15 protein-coding genes are annotated in these 15,904 nt (G+C 65.9%); 5 read left to right on the top strand and 10 right to left on the bottom strand.

All coding sequences use genetic code 11. From position 1 onward, the window contains the following. Positions 1–72: 72 nt before the first annotated feature. The 3 genes from ACWKY3_RS03980 to ACWKY3_RS03970 form a co-directional block, all read right to left on the bottom strand. A complete protein-coding gene (locus tag ACWKY3_RS03980; RefSeq protein ID WP_449315123.1) occupies positions 73–1,287 on the bottom strand; it encodes an OFA family MFS transporter in 1,215 nt (404 codons plus the stop codon). A gap of 65 nt (positions 1,288–1,352) precedes the next feature. Further along, entirely contained in the window at positions 1,353–3,428 is a 2,076-nt protein-coding gene (locus tag ACWKY3_RS03975) for an oxidoreductase (RefSeq protein ID WP_449315122.1), read from the bottom strand. A 136-nt stretch (positions 3,429–3,564) separates the two neighbouring features. Next, the gene (locus ACWKY3_RS03970; RefSeq protein WP_449315121.1) at positions 3,565–5,640 is read right to left on the bottom strand and encodes an oxidoreductase; all 2,076 of its coding nucleotides are present in this window, start codon (positions 5,638–5,640) and stop codon (positions 3,565–3,567) included. A 254-nt stretch (positions 5,641–5,894) separates the two neighbouring features. Here ACWKY3_RS03970 and ACWKY3_RS03965 point away from each other — a divergent pair, with 254 nt between their 5' ends. From ACWKY3_RS03965 to ACWKY3_RS03945, 5 genes are all read left to right on the top strand, one after another. Continuing rightward, entirely contained in the window at positions 5,895–6,506 is a 612-nt protein-coding gene (locus ACWKY3_RS03965; RefSeq protein WP_449315120.1) for a Crp/Fnr family transcriptional regulator, read from the top strand. 91 nt (positions 6,507–6,597) lie between these two features. Continuing rightward, complete coding sequence (locus tag ACWKY3_RS03960) at positions 6,598–6,942, top strand: nitrous oxide-stimulated promoter family protein (protein WP_449315119.1); 345 nt, start codon at positions 6,598–6,600, stop codon at positions 6,940–6,942. Between the two features lie 183 nt (positions 6,943–7,125). Continuing rightward, positions 7,126–7,368 carry a DUF3990 domain-containing protein gene (locus ACWKY3_RS03955; protein ID WP_449315118.1) on the top strand — a complete coding sequence of 81 codons (243 nt, stop codon included), beginning with the start codon at positions 7,126–7,128 and terminating at the stop codon, positions 7,366–7,368. Then, positions 7,365–7,613, top strand: coding sequence for a hypothetical protein (locus ACWKY3_RS03950; protein ID WP_449315117.1), 249 nt, complete (start codon positions 7,365–7,367; stop codon positions 7,611–7,613). The genes ACWKY3_RS03955 and ACWKY3_RS03950 overlap by 4 nt, the downstream gene beginning before the upstream one ends. A gap of 1 nt (position 7,614) precedes the next feature. Then, positions 7,615–7,830: a DUF3791 domain-containing protein gene (locus ACWKY3_RS03945; protein WP_449315116.1), complete on the top strand. Its 216-nt coding sequence runs from the start codon at positions 7,615–7,617 to the stop codon at positions 7,828–7,830. A gap of 27 nt (positions 7,831–7,857) precedes the next feature. On the opposite strand, the gene ACWKY3_RS03940 is transcribed toward ACWKY3_RS03945, so the two are convergent. From ACWKY3_RS03940 to trmFO, 7 genes are all read right to left on the bottom strand, one after another. After that, positions 7,858–9,993: an FtsX-like permease family protein gene (locus ACWKY3_RS03940; protein ID WP_449315115.1), complete on the bottom strand. Its 2,136-nt coding sequence runs from the start codon at positions 9,991–9,993 to the stop codon at positions 7,858–7,860. Further along, positions 9,983–10,792, bottom strand: a complete 810-nt coding sequence (locus tag ACWKY3_RS03935) for an ABC transporter ATP-binding protein (RefSeq protein ID WP_449315114.1) — start codon at positions 10,790–10,792, stop codon at positions 9,983–9,985. The genes ACWKY3_RS03940 and ACWKY3_RS03935 overlap by 11 nt, the downstream gene beginning before the upstream one ends. Before the next feature lie 84 nt (positions 10,793–10,876). Beyond that, positions 10,877–11,851 carry a sensor histidine kinase gene (locus tag ACWKY3_RS03930; RefSeq protein ID WP_449315113.1) on the bottom strand — a complete coding sequence of 325 codons (975 nt, stop codon included), beginning with the start codon at positions 11,849–11,851 and terminating at the stop codon, positions 10,877–10,879. Between the two features lie 90 nt (positions 11,852–11,941). Further along, on the bottom strand, positions 11,942–12,610 hold the full coding sequence (locus tag ACWKY3_RS03925; protein ID WP_449315112.1) for a response regulator transcription factor: 669 nt from the start codon (positions 12,608–12,610) through the stop codon (positions 11,942–11,944). Between the two features lie 123 nt (positions 12,611–12,733). Continuing rightward, complete coding sequence (locus ACWKY3_RS03920; protein WP_449315111.1) at positions 12,734–13,204, bottom strand: hypothetical protein; 471 nt, start codon at positions 13,202–13,204, stop codon at positions 12,734–12,736. A gap of 146 nt (positions 13,205–13,350) precedes the next feature. Next, entirely contained in the window at positions 13,351–14,322 is a 972-nt protein-coding gene (locus tag ACWKY3_RS03915; RefSeq protein ID WP_449315110.1) for a tyrosine recombinase, read from the bottom strand. Next, a complete protein-coding gene (gene trmFO, locus ACWKY3_RS03910; RefSeq protein ID WP_449315109.1) occupies positions 14,312–15,712 on the bottom strand; it encodes a methylenetetrahydrofolate--tRNA-(uracil(54)-C(5))-methyltransferase (FADH(2)-oxidizing) TrmFO in 1,401 nt (466 codons plus the stop codon). The genes ACWKY3_RS03915 and trmFO overlap by 11 nt, the downstream gene beginning before the upstream one ends. Positions 15,713–15,904: the final 192 nt, after the last annotated feature.

The following is a 15,904-nucleotide window of genomic DNA, read 5'->3' as shown; positions in this document are numbered from 1 at the left end:
ACTTTGAAATCGGGGGCTTGCCGAAGCGCCCCCGTTCTTCACGCCTTGACGTCCAAAGAAGGCCGCCTTCGCCTAAAGGCGCTGACCGCCGCGCCCTTTGAGGACCTTCGAAATGACCAGGACGATCACGAACGCGAACGCCGCGATGCAGGCGGCTATGGTGAAGCTGAGCGAATAGGCGCCCGTGGATTCAAAGCACACCGAGGCGAGCGTGGGGCCGATGATCGCCGAGAGCGTGTAGCCGATGTAGAGAAGCGACCAGTTGCTGCCGACGTGCTTGCTCCCCCACAAATCGCCGCACGAGGAGTTCATGACCGTGTTGGTGCCGCCGAAGCAGAACTGGATGAGAAGCAGCGACGCGATGACGAGCGCGCCGGAAACCTGGCTCGACACCAGGCACATCACGCACGTTGCAACCGTGATGAACACGAGGGGCTTGATGCGACCCACCTTGTCGCCCACCGCCCCCAGGCCGATGCGGCCGAGGAAGCTCGCCACGCTCAAAACGCCCACCATGGTGGCTGCGGCCATGGCGTCCAAGCCGCCCATCGCCTGGCAGATGGTCGACGCATGGCCCATGATCATGCTGCCAGCCGAAGCGGCGCAGGTGAACACGATGAGCATCAGCCAAAACACCGGGTCTTTGAGCACCTGGCCAGGCTTTTTCCCTTCGAGCGCGGCAGTCTGCGCAACCCCGGAGGCGCCATTCATCGACGCCGGCGCCCAGCCCTCCTCCGGACGCTTCATCAAAATGAGCGCCAAGGCGATGATGACGGCGAAGGCGACGCCCAAGAAGCACAGGCCCGTGCTGGGGCCGAGCGCGCTCAAAAGCGCCTGGCCAAGGGGAGCCCACAAAAGCGGCGCGATGCCCGCGGTGCCAATGACGCAGCCCGAGGCGAATCCGCGCTTGTCGGGGAACCACTTCTGGCTCACGCTGGTCGCCGTGATGTACAGGGCGCCGTTGCCGATGCCGGCCACCACGCTGTAGGCGAACACGAGCATCTCGGCCGATGTCGCGCACCCGGCAAGAAACCAGCCCCCGCCGAACAGCACCAAGCCGATCAGATAGGTGATGCGCGGGTTCGCCCTGTCGACGACGCGGCCGAAAATCAAAGACGAAATCTGGGCGAAGATCTGGTTGAACGAATATCCTGCGGCGATGAAGCCAAGGTTCCATCCGTACTCCTGGATCAATGGGTTCGTGAACACGCTCCAGATGTAGAACGCCGACGTCACAAAGGGGCCGGCACAGCACGCAACAAGGCGCCAGTACCTACTCACGTTCATTCCCTCTCCTCTCGCTCCATGCAATCAAAACTGTCCGAACGCACCGCGCATACGGCGCGCGCCGCCTAGATGGCCATGCCCACATCGCGGCCATCGCGGAACGCATGCTTGAAGAAAGCGTTCTCACCTCCTCGCGCCGAACCGATCTCGTACACCTCGGGAGCCAGGTCCTTCACCGACTCATAGAACGCAGGGTCGCGACGCTCCGGCAGCATGATCATCACGCAGTCGCCGTCGATGTGGCGCGTGCTGCCGTCCTTGACGTTGCGAACGACGGCGCCCTTCTTGTCGACCTCGACAAGCTCTGAGTTGCGCGCGATCTCTATCCCCTCGCGATCGAACCACCATTCGAGGCGCTCCTTGAAACGCGCGGTGATCATGCCACCCAGATCCTCGTCCTCCGCCACCACCACGACGTCTTTGCCAAGCTTCTTCATGAACTCGGCGCATTGGGCGCCCTCGGCCCCGGCGCCCACGACGACCAGCCGCTTGCCCACCGGGAAGAACTTCTGCGCCATGGACGCGAGTTTCTGGGGGCCGAACATCTTCATGGGGATCTTGGAGAGCTTGGTCATCTGGGGAATGGTGAGCACGTTTTTGCGATCGATGCCGGCAACGTCGGGGACGTAGTAGGGCGAGGAGACGGCCACCACCACGACGTCGGGCCGCTCGCGCTTGATCAGGGCAGGCGTGACCTCCGTGTTCGTTTTCACGGTGATGTTCGGCTGCTTGGCCACGGCGTTGACCAGATAGTCGTGGATGGGCATGACGTCTTCGATCTTGTCCCCCTTGATCATGGACGCCAGCTTCGTCTTGCCGCCAAGCTCCGCCGTCTTCTCGTAGAGGGCGACCTTGTGGCCGCGCTTGGCGGCGGTGACGGCGCATTCCATGCCCGCCGGGCCGCCTCCGATGACCATGACGTTTTTCACCTTTTCGGCCGGATGCTCCTCAAGCCAGCAATCGCGCCGCCCAAGCCCGGGGTTGACGCGGCAGAAGCGGGGCTGGGTCACCGGGTCCTCGCAGCTTGCGCAGTGGGTGCAGCGCATGATGTCCTCCACGCGGCCCTCCTGGAGCTTGATGGGAAACTCCGGATCGGCCCACATCTGGCGCCCGCACGCCCAACCGTCGGCCATGTCCTTGGAAAGCACCTCCATCATGCGGTCTTCGTCACGCACGCCGGCGACGAAGACCTTCGCATCCTTCACAGCCGCGTGGACGGCTGCCGCGCCCTTGACGAAAAGTCCGATGCCCTGGGCGTCGGCCACATAATCCTTCATGAACGGCTCGGGGTCCGGATAGGCGAAGTAATCCGGATCGTAGCGGAAGGACATGGCGCCGTAGCCATACCCGCACACATCGAAGTACTGGATGCCCGCCTCTTCAAGCAGCTTCGCGCTCTCGGCCGCGTCGGAAGGTTGCGTGCCCACGTAGCGGTCCGACCACTCCTGGCCGTTGAAGCGGCAGCCGATCACGAAGTCGTCGTCCACGCGCTCGCGGATGGCGGCCACGATCTCCCGGAGCATGCGCGTGCGGTTCACGGGGTCCTTCCAGCCGTACTCGTCGGTGCGGTGGTTCCAGATGGGCGAGAGCCACGCGTTCAGGAAGTAGCCGTTGCCCGCATGAAGCTCTACGCCGTCGAACCCGCCCTTCCACAGCCTCACGGCCGCGTCCACGATCATCTGCTGCTTCTCGTGGATCTGATCGACGCTCAGCTCGCGGACCTCGCGTCCGAACGGCGGCGGCGTGGGGATGTCCGCCTCGGCAATGTGGGACGGCCCCGGAGGAAGCTGGCCGTCGTAGGTGTCCCACGCGGACGGGCCCATGTGGTGCAGCTGGCCGAAGGTCTTCGTGCCGTGCTGATGGATGACCTCGTTGAAGCGCTGCATGCCGGGGATGAACTTGTCGTCGGTGGCAAACGCGTAGTTGCCGAACTTAAGCGGCTCCCAGAGCATTGCCGCCACCGTCACCGCGCCCACGCCGCCTTTCGCCATGCTCTCGTACATGTCCTGGGCCCGGCTGTCGCCCATGCTGCCATCCTCGTTCCACAGCCACGAGGATTGCGGCGCCTTGATGATGCGGTTTTTGAGGACGCAGCTCTTGCCAAGGGTAACCGGCTCGAATATTTTGTCGTACTTGCCCATACACCTCTCCTGTTCTCGTCTACGGAATGCGATGCATCCAGAACACGGCACATTAAACACCCCGGCGCAGCGCCGGGCATGAAGCCTGGGATTCAGCGAGAATGCCCCGATGAATCCAGGGATTCACCACGCAAGACTAACAGCGGCGACCGGCGTGGTACCCCTCGTGCACCGCGTCGATCAGCTTGCGCGCAGCCACAGCGTCGCCCACAATCTCAACGGGAAAGCCCTGCGCTTTCAGGTCGTAGGCAAGGCGATTGACCGAACGCATGCCCAGCGCGCAGACCACGGCATCGCCCTCAAACGCACGCTCCCCTCCGTCATAGGGGCCCGAGAAGTCGTAGGGCCGCTCGGTCCCCTTCCCGGTGTTGGGGTTGTGGGGCCGGCAGGTGCGCTTGGTCAGGCAGACGACGGAATGCGAATCCAGGTAGATGATCTTCTTGTCCAGCTGAACGTCCACGCCGTCCACCGCAAGACGCGCGTTGATGTTCCAGTCCACGCCGTAGAGGTTGGCGGGATTGCTGTTGGGCACGATATCGACCATGGTCACCTTCTTGCCAAGCTCCGCAAGGTGCAGCGCAACTTCGCAGCCCACCAGGCCCGCACCCGCTACCACGAAGCTCTCCACGTTGGGAAAATCCCCCGCGAGGACGTCGAGGGGACTGAGTATGCCCGGGTCGTCCGCGCCGTCTATGCGGGGCTTGAACCACTCGGAACCGGTGGCGGCGATGATGCGGTCATAGCCTTCCTCTTGCGCGATCTCGCGTGTGAACGCGGTGTTCAGACGCACCTCGACGCCCAGCTTGCGCACTTGGCGCACCAGGTAGTCGGTGTAGCGGCGGTAATCTTCTTTGAACGTTGGCGCACCCACATAGCGCATGAGGCCGCCAAGGCAATCACGCTGTTCGTAGAGCACCACGGCATGACCCCGTTCGGCGGCGGCGATGGCCGCGTTCAACCCCGCCGGGCCGCTGCCCACCACCGCAACCCGCTTCGCGCTCGCAGCCAACCGCACCCGCGCGCTTGGTTGCTCGTCGCGACCCAGGCTGGGGTTCACGGCGCAGTGCAAGGTTCGGTTCTTATTGCCTCCGCCCAAGCATTCGTTGCACCGCAAGCACTGGCGCATATCCTCCGCACGTCCTTCGAATAGCTTGGTAGGATAGTCGGGATCGGCCAATATCTGGCGACCGAGCGCGGCGAAATCCGCCTCTCCCTTCGCAAGCATGTCCTCGGCCTTTTCCGGGCGCACTCCGCATACGGTGATGACGGGAATGCTCACGGCTTTTTTGATGGCCGCCGCGTTGTCGGCGTACAAGGCGCGCTGGCAGTACGTGGAGGGAATCCAGGTGGCCGTGGAGATTCCACGGTCGAATCCCATGTCGGAAACCGCCTTCTTCGTGCCGGCCATCACGTCGAAAAAGTCAGGGATGCGCGATTCCAGCGTACCGCCCGACACCATGATGGCATCCACCCCTGCTTCTTCGAGGTAGCCGCATATCTCGATGGACTGATCCAAGGTGATGCCGTCAGGCACGTAATCTTCTGACGAGATCTTGTAAATGATGGGGAAATCACCGCAGTGCTCGCGGATCGCGCGCACGATCTCCAAAGAGAGGCGGGCGCGGTTGTACACGCTGCCGCCGTACTCGTCGGTACGCCGGTTGTAGTACGCGCTCAAAAACTCAACGAGCAGGTACCCGTGACCGCCGTGCAGCTCCACGCCGTCGAACCCGATGGCCTTCGCACGCAGGGCAGCCTTGGCATAGTCCTCCACCACCTGGCGAATGTCCTCTTCGGTCATCGTTTTGAGCGCGGCTCCCGGCAAGCTGAACGTGCCCACCCCCGAAGGCGTGAACGCCGGCTGATCGCTCGCATTGTCATGAGCGAACACGCCGCCGTGGTCCAACTGCACAAACGCAGCCGCGCCCCCGGCATGAACGGCATCGGCTATCTTGCTCATGCCCGGCATGTACCGGTCCTCGCTCAATTCAAGCTCACCGGGAAAGCACCTGCACCCGGGTGTCGGATTGGTCATCTCGGTGATGACAAGCCCTACCCCGCCTTCCGCACGCCGCGCGTAATGCGCGATCGTGCTTTCGGTGACGGTTCCGTCGGGTCCCGCCGACCACGTTTCCATGGCAGGTTGCACCAAGCGGTTTTTAAGCGTGAGCGTACCGATTTTTCCCGGTTGGTTCAGGTGCGAGAAATCCATCGTCCTCTCCTTTCGCCGATTCTCGTCGCAGGTGACGCTACACCCGAACGCCGGCGCATCGGTGAAGCCTGGGATCCAGCGCGGACGCCGCATCTGAATCCGAGGATTCAGATGCATGGCCCCCGGGTTTCTTCCGCGCTATAATGCTTGTTTGGACGGTCGCATCGAGTGCAAGGACGAGCAATGGAAGACCTCACCCCCCCCCCATCCAACCGCGGTTCTATTTCGGGAACGAGTTTTCTGAGTTCAGATCGGTGTTCGCCGATTACCCCCACAAGGTCGTCTACGCCAACCCGGGCACCCACCTCAAGCCTGTCGGGGAGTACATGGACGGCAACTTCTACCTTGCCGAGGGCGTGTGCCAAGTGACGGTGCACCACGACTCCGGAGCCAACAGGCTCATAGGATTTTGGGGAGCGGACAGCATCTACCCCATCATCGCCTCCGACCAGCACTTCAACCTCGAACGAACCATCGCCCAATGCGCCATAACGGAGACGCGGGCTTGGAAATTCAGCTTCGAGACAACCAGAAGGATCATGAAGGAGCACCCGGAGGTCTCCTATGCCATGATCGACCATTACGGCCGCTACACGAACGCCTTGAAGTTCCTGGCCACCGCGCAGACTTACGAGAGCCTGCGCACAAGAATCTGCAACGCCTTCTACATCCGCGACATCTACGGCAGCGTCGGACCCGCCATGACCCAGTCCGAACTGGCCTCCATCATAGGGGCGCGGCGCGAGAGCGTAGTCAAAGTGCTCGCTCAGCTGAAAAGCGACGGCATCGTGGAATCCGACGGGCGCAAAATCTGGGTGACGGACCGGGAAGCGCTCGAGAGGGAATGCTCGGCGCTTCTGAAATGAGTCGCGCCCGCTTGGACCGGCAAGGGCGCGACGCGGGAAACGGCCGAATCGCACCCTTGCGCCAGCAGAAGTTGTGGTAAGCTAACTCGCTATGGAAGACACCCCGAAAACCGCACGGCGCCGCGAGCGCGAGAAGCGCACCGTCTCGCAGATGATCGCTTTGTACTGCGCCGGCAACCACGACGCCTCCGCGCGCACCGAGCGGGCGCTTTGCGGCGAACCGGTGTGCCCCGCCTGCGCCGAGCTGGACGCCTACGCCGCGCTGCGCACCGAGCGTTGCCGCAAGATGGACGTCAAAACCTCGTGCGACGAGTGCGAGAACCACTGCTACAAGCCCGAGATGCGCGAGCACGTGCGCGCCGTCATGCGCTACGCCGGCCCCCGCATGCTCGCAAAGCACCCCGTGGCCGCCATCCGCCACCTTCTGGGAAAGTGACGCCGCACACGCGGAAAACCGCTCCGAATCAAGAACGTCCGAAGAACTCGCAATGCCGAGCCGCACGCCGAGCACAGTCGTCCTGCGGAGTTTGCCCCCGGCCTGAAAGCACGTTACACTAAACCCGGCAGAAGAATGCGAGCATGCCTCTTTTTCGCAAGCGCGATTCCGAAAGGCCCTCTCATGCTGGTTTACCATGGAAGCAACATGTCCGTCGAGCAACCGCGGATCCTCCGGAGAAATCGCTACCTCGACTTCGGCTTCGGGTTCTACACGACCACGAACAAGGAGCAAGCCGCCGATTTTTCAAAGAAAGTCGTGCGAAGAGAGCGTTCGGGAACACCGATCGTGAGCGTGTACAAGGTGAACGAGAGCGCTATCGCCCACAACCTGCGATTCGCGGGAACCGTCGAGGATGGAAGGTGAGAGCCATGCGGCAAGGCGGCATCAAAAGCATGCTCATGACCATCGTCCCCCAGCTCATCGAACTTGTTGAGAAAAATCGGAGCGTCGACGAGCAGGAGGCCACAAGGATCGTGTTCCAATCGCGTCTTTACGATTTGCTGGAGGACGAGGAAACCGCGCTCTGGCATCTGAGTCCGCTCGCCCTCTACGACATACTTGACACCGAACTCAGAACCGGACGGCTCGAGTTCCCGGAGGAGGTGTGACATGAGCAGAGAAGGCGCCTTCCTCGTCTATTGCATCGAAGCGTACAAGGAGGCGAAGGAGGCCACGGGCAGGCAGGTGTACGACCTGTTCGAGCAATACGGCGTCATTGCCTACGTGCTCGATTGCTACGAGGCGCTCCACACCGTGGGCGAACGCTACCTTGTGGACGACATCGACCGCTTCATACTCAACCGCAAACGGGAGGCGCTCGCCTAACGCGCGTGGCGAGCGCCTCGGTCGCCCCTACCCCAGAAGCCTCCTGCCGAGCGAGGCGCGCACGATAGAGCGGCTCGCGAAGTACGTGACCAGAAGGTAGCTGCCGTACACCAGCGCCGTGAAGGCCGCCGTCATGAGGGCGGGTCCCTCCACCGACACGCCCACCTGCTCAAGCACGTCGCGCGCGATCACGCCCACGGCGCACGACGCATGGCAGGCCGCCACGGCAAGCGGCGCAAGGAAGTACACCGTCACCTGGATGGCCAGCGAACGCAGCACCATGCGGCGGTCGCACCCCAGCTCGGCCAGCATCCGATAGCGCGGCAGCGAGTCGCTGGCCTCGGAGAGCTGCTGGACGGCCAGAAGCGCCGCCGTGGTGATGAGGAACACGAAGCCTATGTAGAGCGCCAGGTACGTGATCATCATGCGCATGCCGCCGGATTGCTCGACCACCTCCGCGGCGGTGAACGCGACGGTGGCGGGCCAAGGGCTCGTCGCGAATCCGTAGCCGCGCGCCAAACTCTGCTCGTCGGGCGGCAAGGCGTGTGCGAGCGCCTCGGAAAGCAGCCGGTCACCCTCGGCGCCATCCACGCGGTAGGCCAGGTCAAGATAACTCGCGTAGGGCGTCGCGCCGGCGGCGCGCAGAGCCTCCACCACCTCGTCGGGCACGACGAGCATGGCGGCGTCGGAGACGAAAGTGGAGGTGGACAGCGCCTGCTCCACGTAGACGCCCGACGACGCGAGCGTCTGCCCGCCCACCTTGACCTTCACGCCCTCCTCGGCCATGGCACGCGAGAGGTCCTCGGTCAGATCGACGGCGTTGTTCACGGCGTAAGTTCCCGCGGAAAGCTCCACAGGCTCATGCCCCGCCAGCGCGCGCACGGCGTTGAACTGGGAAAGCCCCACCACTCCCACGCTCTGGGGCGCCAACCCCTCCTCCTGCGACTCGCTGCTCAAACCCACGCCCAAACGCTCCATGAGGCCCCCGTAGGTGTCCGTGTCCTCCGCCGGTTGGTAGAGGTCCACCTGCGCGGCTTCCTCCACGAAGCCCTCCCACTCCGGCGCGGCGTCGGCGAAGAACGCCTCCATGTCCCAATCCCACGAGCCGGCCCGCGCAAGCGCCTGCTCGCCGCCGTCGGCCGACGCAGGTGCCCGCCAGACATCGGCCGCCACCGACGCGTCGAACTGCGTGCCCTCCTCGATGTTGCCGGTGAACACCTGCACGAAGCTCGATCCGGTGGAGAACACGGTGAGCGAGAAGAACAGCATGACGCACACGACGGACAGCGAGAGGAACGCCGTGTTCACCTTGCTGGCCACCTGGCGCGTCGTGAACATGGCAAGCCCCTTGAAGTACGCGCCCCGCCACCGCTCGACAACGGCGATGGCAAAACCCGCCGCCGACCAGAACAGCAAGAACGTGCCTGCCACCATGAGCGCCGTGGCCTTCCAGAACCCGAACCCGAACTCGGTGAGGCCGCTGTCCACAAGCGTCGTGTACGCCCAGGCCAGAAGCGCGATGGCAACAACGAACCCGATCAGTCCCGCCCAGGGGCCGCGCACACCGAAGCGCTCGTTGCGCGCATGGGCGCCCAGAAGGTCGATGAGCCGGCAGCGGCGGACGGACAGCGTGTTGAACAGCGCCACCACCACGAAGATGAGCGCGAAGCACAGAAGCGTCTGGGAGAGGGCCGCGCCGGAGAACACGAAGCGGTAGCGCTGCATGGGAATGCTGAACAGCCCCGCCGTGAAAAACGACAGCCCCTGCGAGAGCGCGAACCCCAGCGCCAGCCCCACCGCCAAGGACGCCGCGCCCACAAGAGCCGTCTCCATGAGCACAATGGCCGACACCTGGCCGGGACGCATGCCGAGAAGCAGGTAGGTGCCGAACTCGCGCTTGCGCCGCCTGATGAGGAAGCGGTTCGCGTAGACGACGAGAAATCCCAGCACGCACGCGATGAGCACCGAGAACATCTCCAGGAACTGCCCGGTGAGTTCGAACACGCCCTCCGAGGCGACGCCCTCCAGATCGAACAGGACGGACTGCCCCTGCACGGAGTTGAAAGCGTAGAACACCGCCACGCCGAACACAAGCGTGACGAAGTACACGGCGTAGTCGCGCACCGAGCGGCGCACGTTGCGCACCGCGAGTTTAGCCAGCATCGCGCACGTCACCGCCTAAAAACGTCACCACTTCCATGATGCGGCCGAAAAACTCCGCCCGGCTCGCATCGCCTTTGCGGATCTCGTTGAACACGGCGCCGTCTTTGACGAACAGGATGCGGCCGGCAAACGACGCGGCGAACGAATCGTGGGTGACCATCATGATGGTGGCGCCCATCCGCTCGTTCATCATCGCCAGCGTGTCGAGCATGACGGCCGCGCTGCGCGAATCGAGCGCGCCGGTGGGCTCGTCGGCCAGCACCAGCTTCGGATCGGACACCATGGCGCGCGCCGCAGCGACGCGCTGGCGCTGGCCGCCCGACATCTGGTAGGGGTGCTTGCCCAGCACCTCCGCCACGCCGAGCGCGGCGGCCATCTGTTCGACCTTCGGGCGCACGGAGGCGGGAGGCTCTCCTTTGATGGTGAGCGCGAGCGCTATGTTCTCGAATCCCGTGAGCGTGTCCAGCAGGTTCGCGTCTTGGAAGATGAAGCCCAGATCGTCGCGGCGAAACTTCGCCAGCGAGCGGGCGCGCAGGCCCGTGATGTCGCGACCGTCCACGAAGATGTGGCCGCTCGTCACCGTGTCGATGGTGGCCACGCAGTTCAAAAGCGTGGTCTTGCCGGATCCCGACGGTCCCATGACGCCCACGAACTCGCCGGGCATCACGTCAAAGCTGATGTCGTCGATGGCCCGCGTGACCTGGTCCCGGTTGCCGTAGACCTTCTCTATCTGGCGGACCGACAAGATGGGCCGCATCGCGTCGGCGGACGCGCGCGGGGTTGCGAACACTTCGCCCATGGCTTTCTCCTCCTTCTTCACCGGGTGCGAGAAGATGGTACGGCCCCGCAAGTCCGCATGCCATCGAACGGGCTTACCCTGGCCTTACGGTTTCGTAAGGCGCGCGGCGGCCTTAGCCGGGATCCCCGCCTCGGCGCGGCGCCTGTCGTGCGGGAAGGAGAGCATGACGCGCGTGCCCCTCCCCTCCTCCGAGGCCAGCTCCACGCCCAGGCCCATCTTCGCGCACAGCTCCGCCACCAGGTAAAGCCCCATGCCGGTGGAGGATCCCACCGCGCGGCCGTTCGCGCCGGTGAAGCCGCGCTCGAACACCCGCGGCACGTCGGCGGCGGGGATGCCGGGGCCGTCGTCGGAAACCTCGAGGACGGTGCGCGCGCAGGACGTGCCCGCGCCCTCCTCGCTCGCGGCGAAGCGCAGGCTTCGGGCGCCGTACTTCGCCGCGTTCGTCACCACCTGCCCCACGATGAACGAGAGCCACTTCGCGTCGGCCCACACGCGCGTTTCGGGCCCAACGCCTATCTCCGGAGTCGTTCCGCATCCGATGAGGTAGCGGGCGTGCCGTTTCAGCGCGTCGCGCACCACGTCGGCGAGCGCCACCTCGCGGATGGAGAAGTCGCGCACAAGGGAGGCGGAGCGCGCGTAGTAAAGCACCTGCTCCACGTAGTCCTCTATGCGGTCGAGCTCGCCTTTGAGCTTTGCGGCCTGGGGGCCGTGCAAATCCGACGCCATGAGCTTCGCGGCGGCGATGGGCGTTTTGATCTCGTGGATCCACAGGTCTATGTACTCGCGGTACGCCTCCGCCTGACGCTTGCGCGCGGCCACCTCGTCGCCGGCGGCCCTGCCCGCCGCCTCGAGCGCCTCCCACGCCAGGCGCCCCTCCAGAAAGCCGGGCTCTTCGAGCAGCGCCGCCATGCGCCAGGCGCGGTCCAGGCCGCAGGCGGCGCGCTCGAGGTCGCGGTAGAAGCGCCGGCCGCGCAAATAGCCGTGCGAAAGCGCCGCCGCGCCGCAGAGGCAGACGGCGCCTGCGGCCAGCGCGGCAGCCTGGACGCCCTGCCCGAGCACGGCCAGGACCCCTCCCGCCGCAAGCGCCGCGGTAAGCCACATCGCAACGGAGAAGGCGCGATCGCGCAGATAAGGGCCCGGCCGCATGGGCTACACCAGATAGCCCTGCCCGCGCCGCGTGGCGACAAAGCCCTCGGGCACGCCGATGGAGGCCAGGCTCGCGCGCAGGCGGTTGACGTTGACGGTGAGGGTGTTGTCGTCGATGAACGCGTCGGAGTTCCACAGCTCCACCATAAGCTCTTGGCGCGAGACGATGGCGCCGCGGTTGGCCATGAGCATATGGAGGATCTTGATCTCGTTGCGGGTAAGCTCCGCCGAACGGCCCTCGTGCTCCACGGTGCCGCGCGCCATGTCGAGCACGACGCCCTTGTGCGCGATGCGCGCGGCCGGGCCCTGCCGCTGCGCCCGGCGCAGCACCGAGGAGAGGCGCGCCAGGAGCACGGCGGGGTTGCAGGGCTTCGTCACGTAGTCGTCGGCGCCCAGGTTCATGCCCATCACCTCGTCGAACTCGCTGTCGGACGACGTGAGCATGATGAGGGGCACATCGCTTTCCCGGCGGATGTCGCGGCAGACGGCGTGGCCGTCTGTGCCGGGCAGCCTCAGATCGAGCAGGACGCAGTCGGGCGCGGCGGCTAGAGCCTCGTCCGCCGCGCGCTCAAACGATGCGCAGACGACCGCCTCATGGCCGTGAAGCTCCAGCAGCCGCACAACCTCGCCGCGCAGCGCCGCGTCGTCCTCGATGACGAATATCCGTGCCATGGGCGTCCCTTTCCTCGTCGCCGCCGAACGGATGGTCCCCGCGTCTTGAACCGGCGGCGCCGACCATGGTAGAGCAGGGCGCGCGAAGCACGGGCGAGCCGTAACCGTTTCGTTGCCTTGCCGCTAGCGATCCTTGCGACGGGCGTAGGTTTTGGGCAGCGCCGGGCAGGGGGCCTTCGCGCTTCTGAAGTAGCGCAGCATGAAGCTCGCCCCCGCCACGGCCAAGGCAAGCCCCAATCCCGTGTAGAAGAAGGCGACGAACCACTCCGGGACGATGCCCGAAGCGCGCAGCGCCATGCCGCCGCCCATCATGACGGCCATCACCACATAGCCCTTCTTGTCGAAGAACTTGAGCACATGCGTCCGATCCTCCTCGTAGCCCCTGATGCGCTGGGCGTGCCTGCCCACCATCTTCGTGAACACGAAGATGTGGAACAGCACGAAGACGGCGAGCGTGCCCGCCACCAGGACCCAGAGGATCCACCCCGCCTCATGCAGGTAGGCCGTGATCCCGATGATCGCGACGTTCGCGCCCGCGACGAGCCACACGATGCCCGCCACCAGCAAAAGCTTGTCGGTCGACACCTTCAGCACGACCGCTCCTTTCCGAAAAGGCGCCGTTGACGGCGCTTCGCCATTATAGGACTCCTCGGCCCGCATGCAAGGAACCCCGCCAAAACCCCTCCAAGCCCCGCCCCAGGGCCGGATGCGGGCGCGCCCGGCACGGGGGCGGGGCGGCCTCAGCCGCGCGGATGGGCGCGTTCGTGCACGTCCTTGAGGCGCCCGGGGGTCAGGTGCGTGTACACCTGGGTGGTGGACAGGCTCGCATGGCCGAGCATCTCCTGGACGGTGCGCAGGTCGGCCCCGCCGTTGAGCAAGTCGGTGGCGAAGGTGTGGCGCATGTCGTGGGGCGAGAGCGACTCGTCGAGGCCCGCGCGGCGCACGGCCTCCTTGAACATCTTGCGCATGGCGTCGGTGCCCATCTGGTTCCCGCGCGTCGACACGAAGAAGTGCGCGCACGACCTTTCGCGGAGAAGCTGCGGGCGGGCCAGGGACGCGTAGGTGCGCATGGACAACGCCGCCATCTCGTGGATGGGCACGATGCGCTCCTTGGCGCCCTTCCCGAACACCTTGACCTGGCCGAGCGCGAAATCGACGTCGGCGGCGAGCAGCCCCGACGCCTCCGACACGCGCGCCCCGCACGCGTAGAGGAACTCGAGGAGCGCCTGGTTGCGCATGTCGGAGGCCGACTGCTCGCGGGGTGCGCCCGCCGCGTCGCGACCGCTGTAGACCGAAAGCAGCCTGGCCATGTCGGCCGGCCGGATGACGTGCGGAAGGCTCTTGCGCTGCTTGGGCCCTTGAAGGATGCTCGCCGGATCCCCCTCGGCCGCGCCCGTCACGTTGAGCCAGCGGTAGAAGCTGCGCAGGGCCGACAGGCGGCGGTTGACGGTCGTGCGCGAGTACTGCGCGCGGTCAAGCTCGCCCAGGTACCTTCTGACCTGGCGATGCGTGGCCGACAAAGGATCGACCCCCGAGCGCAGCGCCCAGCGCGCGTAGTCGGTCAGGTCCACCCGGTAGGCGCGCACGGTGTGGGGGGAGGCGTTGCGCTCCACGCGCAAGGCCTCGCAGAAGGCCCCCACCAGGGCCTCGGCGGCCGGATCGCACCCAAGGGAGGCCTCTGCGTCGGATGGTTCCCGCAGCTCAGAGGACATCGGAGGGCTCCTTCCATTCCGCCCCGCCCGCATCAAGGGCAAGCCCGAGGGCCCTCAGCTTCTCCGCGTACGCCCCCAGCGCCCGCGCGCCGCGCTCGGCGTAGGCCGCGTAACGGTCGCGCTTGTTGCGCACGCGCCGCTCAAGGGGCGGCATGATGCCGAAGTTCACGTGCATGGGCTGGTAGTCCTTCACAGCCGGGTCGGTCGCGTAGGCGACAAGGGCCCCGAACGCCGTCTCCTCGGGAAGGCGGGGAGCCACACGCCCCGAAAGGAGAGCGGCTGCCGAAACGGCCGCGTGCAGGCCCGACCGAATGGCCTCGCAGTACCCCTCCGTTCCGGAAAGCTGCCCGGCCGCAAACGTCGGGACGCCCGTCGCGGCCTCGGCCGCCGCGAAACGAAGGTCCGCCCCCAGCAGCCGCGGCGCGTCCAGGAAGGTGTTTCTGTGCATCACGCCGTAGCGTGCGAACTCCGCGCGCTCAAGGCCGGGGATCATGCGGAACACGCGCCTTTGCTCCGGGAACGTGAGGTTGGTCTGGAACCCCACCAGGTTGTAGCTTTCGCCCCGCGCGTCCTCGGCGCGCAGCTGCAAGGCGGCCCAGGGGCGCCTGCCCGTGCGGGGGTCGGTCAGCCCCACGGGCTTGAGCGCGCCGAAGCGGGGGGCGTCGCGCCCCTTGCGCGCTATCTCCTCGATGGGCTGGCACGCTTGGAACAGGTCGCGCGTTTCGAAATCCTTCTTGACCACGCGCTCGGCCGACACCAAGGCGTCCACGAACGCGTCGTACTCCGCCCGGTCGAACGGCGCGTTCAGGTAATCGCCCGCGCCGGCATCCTCGTAGCGGCTCTGGCGGAACAGCTTCCCCTCGTCAAGGGAGTCCGCCATGACGATGGGCGCCGCCGCATCGTAGAAGGCGAGGTGGTCCCCGCCGGCCACGCGCGCGAGGTCGGCGGCCAGGGCGTCGGAGGTGAGCGGGCCTGTGGCCACGACGAGCGCGTCGGCCCCCCGCGCGGCGTCGGCGAGGCTTTGGACCTCGCCGCGTGCAAGCTCGACGAGCGGATGGGCCTCCACAAGCCCCGTCACGTCGGCCGAGAACGCCGCGCGGTCCACCGCCAGCGCGCCCCCGGCGGCCACGCGGTGGCGCAGGGCCGCCGCGTACACGAACGAGCCCAGCTCCTCAAGCTCGCGCTTGAGCATGCCGGCGGCGCTGTCGGGCTTGACGCTTTTGAGCGAGTTCGAGCACACAAGCTCCGCGCAGGCGTCGGTCACGTGCACGGGCGTCGGCGTCTGCGGGCGCATCTCGAAAAGCCGCACGCGGACGCCGCGCGCGGCCAGCTGGAGCGCCGCCTCGCTTCCCGCGAGGCCGGCGCCGAGTATGACCACTGATGGTGACATGCCGCCTAGCATAGCAAAATCCCGCCATCCGCAGAAGCCGTCCCACGAAACCTCCGGGGAGCGCTCCTGTCGCCGCAGCCTTCATCGCCGCTCCGCCGCAAACCCTCATCGACGCCCGCCCAGGGCGGGTCCCCAGCGACCGTCCGGCTGGCGCGCCACAAGCCCTGCGCGCTCGGCCTCCACAAGCCGCTC

This window comes from Rubneribacter sp., from assembly GCF_965361815.1.
This window is presented reverse-complemented; position numbering and strand designations above follow the sequence as displayed.

Excerpts from the sequence above, each read along its gene's own strand:
- ACWKY3_RS03980 (WP_449315123.1), bottom strand. The coding sequence starts at position 1,287 with ATGAACGTGAGTAGGTACTGGCGCCTTGTTGCGTGCTGTGCCGGCCCC.
- ACWKY3_RS03975 (WP_449315122.1), bottom strand. The coding sequence starts at position 3,428 with ATGGGCAAGTACGACAAAATATTCGAGCCGGTTACCCTTGGCAAGAGC.
- ACWKY3_RS03970 (WP_449315121.1), bottom strand. The coding sequence starts at position 5,640 with ATGGATTTCTCGCACCTGAACCAACCGGGAAAAATCGGTACGCTCACG.
- ACWKY3_RS03960 (WP_449315119.1), top strand. The coding sequence starts at position 6,598 with ATGGAAGACACCCCGAAAACCGCACGGCGCCGCGAGCGCGAGAAGCGC.
- ACWKY3_RS03955 (WP_449315118.1), top strand. The coding sequence starts at position 7,126 with ATGCTGGTTTACCATGGAAGCAACATGTCCGTCGAGCAACCGCGGATC.
- ACWKY3_RS03945 (WP_449315116.1), top strand. The coding sequence starts at position 7,615 with ATGAGCAGAGAAGGCGCCTTCCTCGTCTATTGCATCGAAGCGTACAAG.
- ACWKY3_RS03940 (WP_449315115.1), bottom strand. The coding sequence starts at position 9,993 with ATGCTGGCTAAACTCGCGGTGCGCAACGTGCGCCGCTCGGTGCGCGAC.
- ACWKY3_RS03935 (WP_449315114.1), bottom strand. The coding sequence starts at position 10,792 with ATGGGCGAAGTGTTCGCAACCCCGCGCGCGTCCGCCGACGCGATGCGG.
- ACWKY3_RS03925 (WP_449315112.1), bottom strand. The coding sequence starts at position 12,610 with ATGGCACGGATATTCGTCATCGAGGACGACGCGGCGCTGCGCGGCGAG.
- ACWKY3_RS03915 (WP_449315110.1), bottom strand. The coding sequence starts at position 14,322 with ATGTCCTCTGAGCTGCGGGAACCATCCGACGCAGAGGCCTCCCTTGGG.
- trmFO (WP_449315109.1), bottom strand. The coding sequence starts at position 15,712 with ATGTCACCATCAGTGGTCATACTCGGCGCCGGCCTCGCGGGAAGCGAG.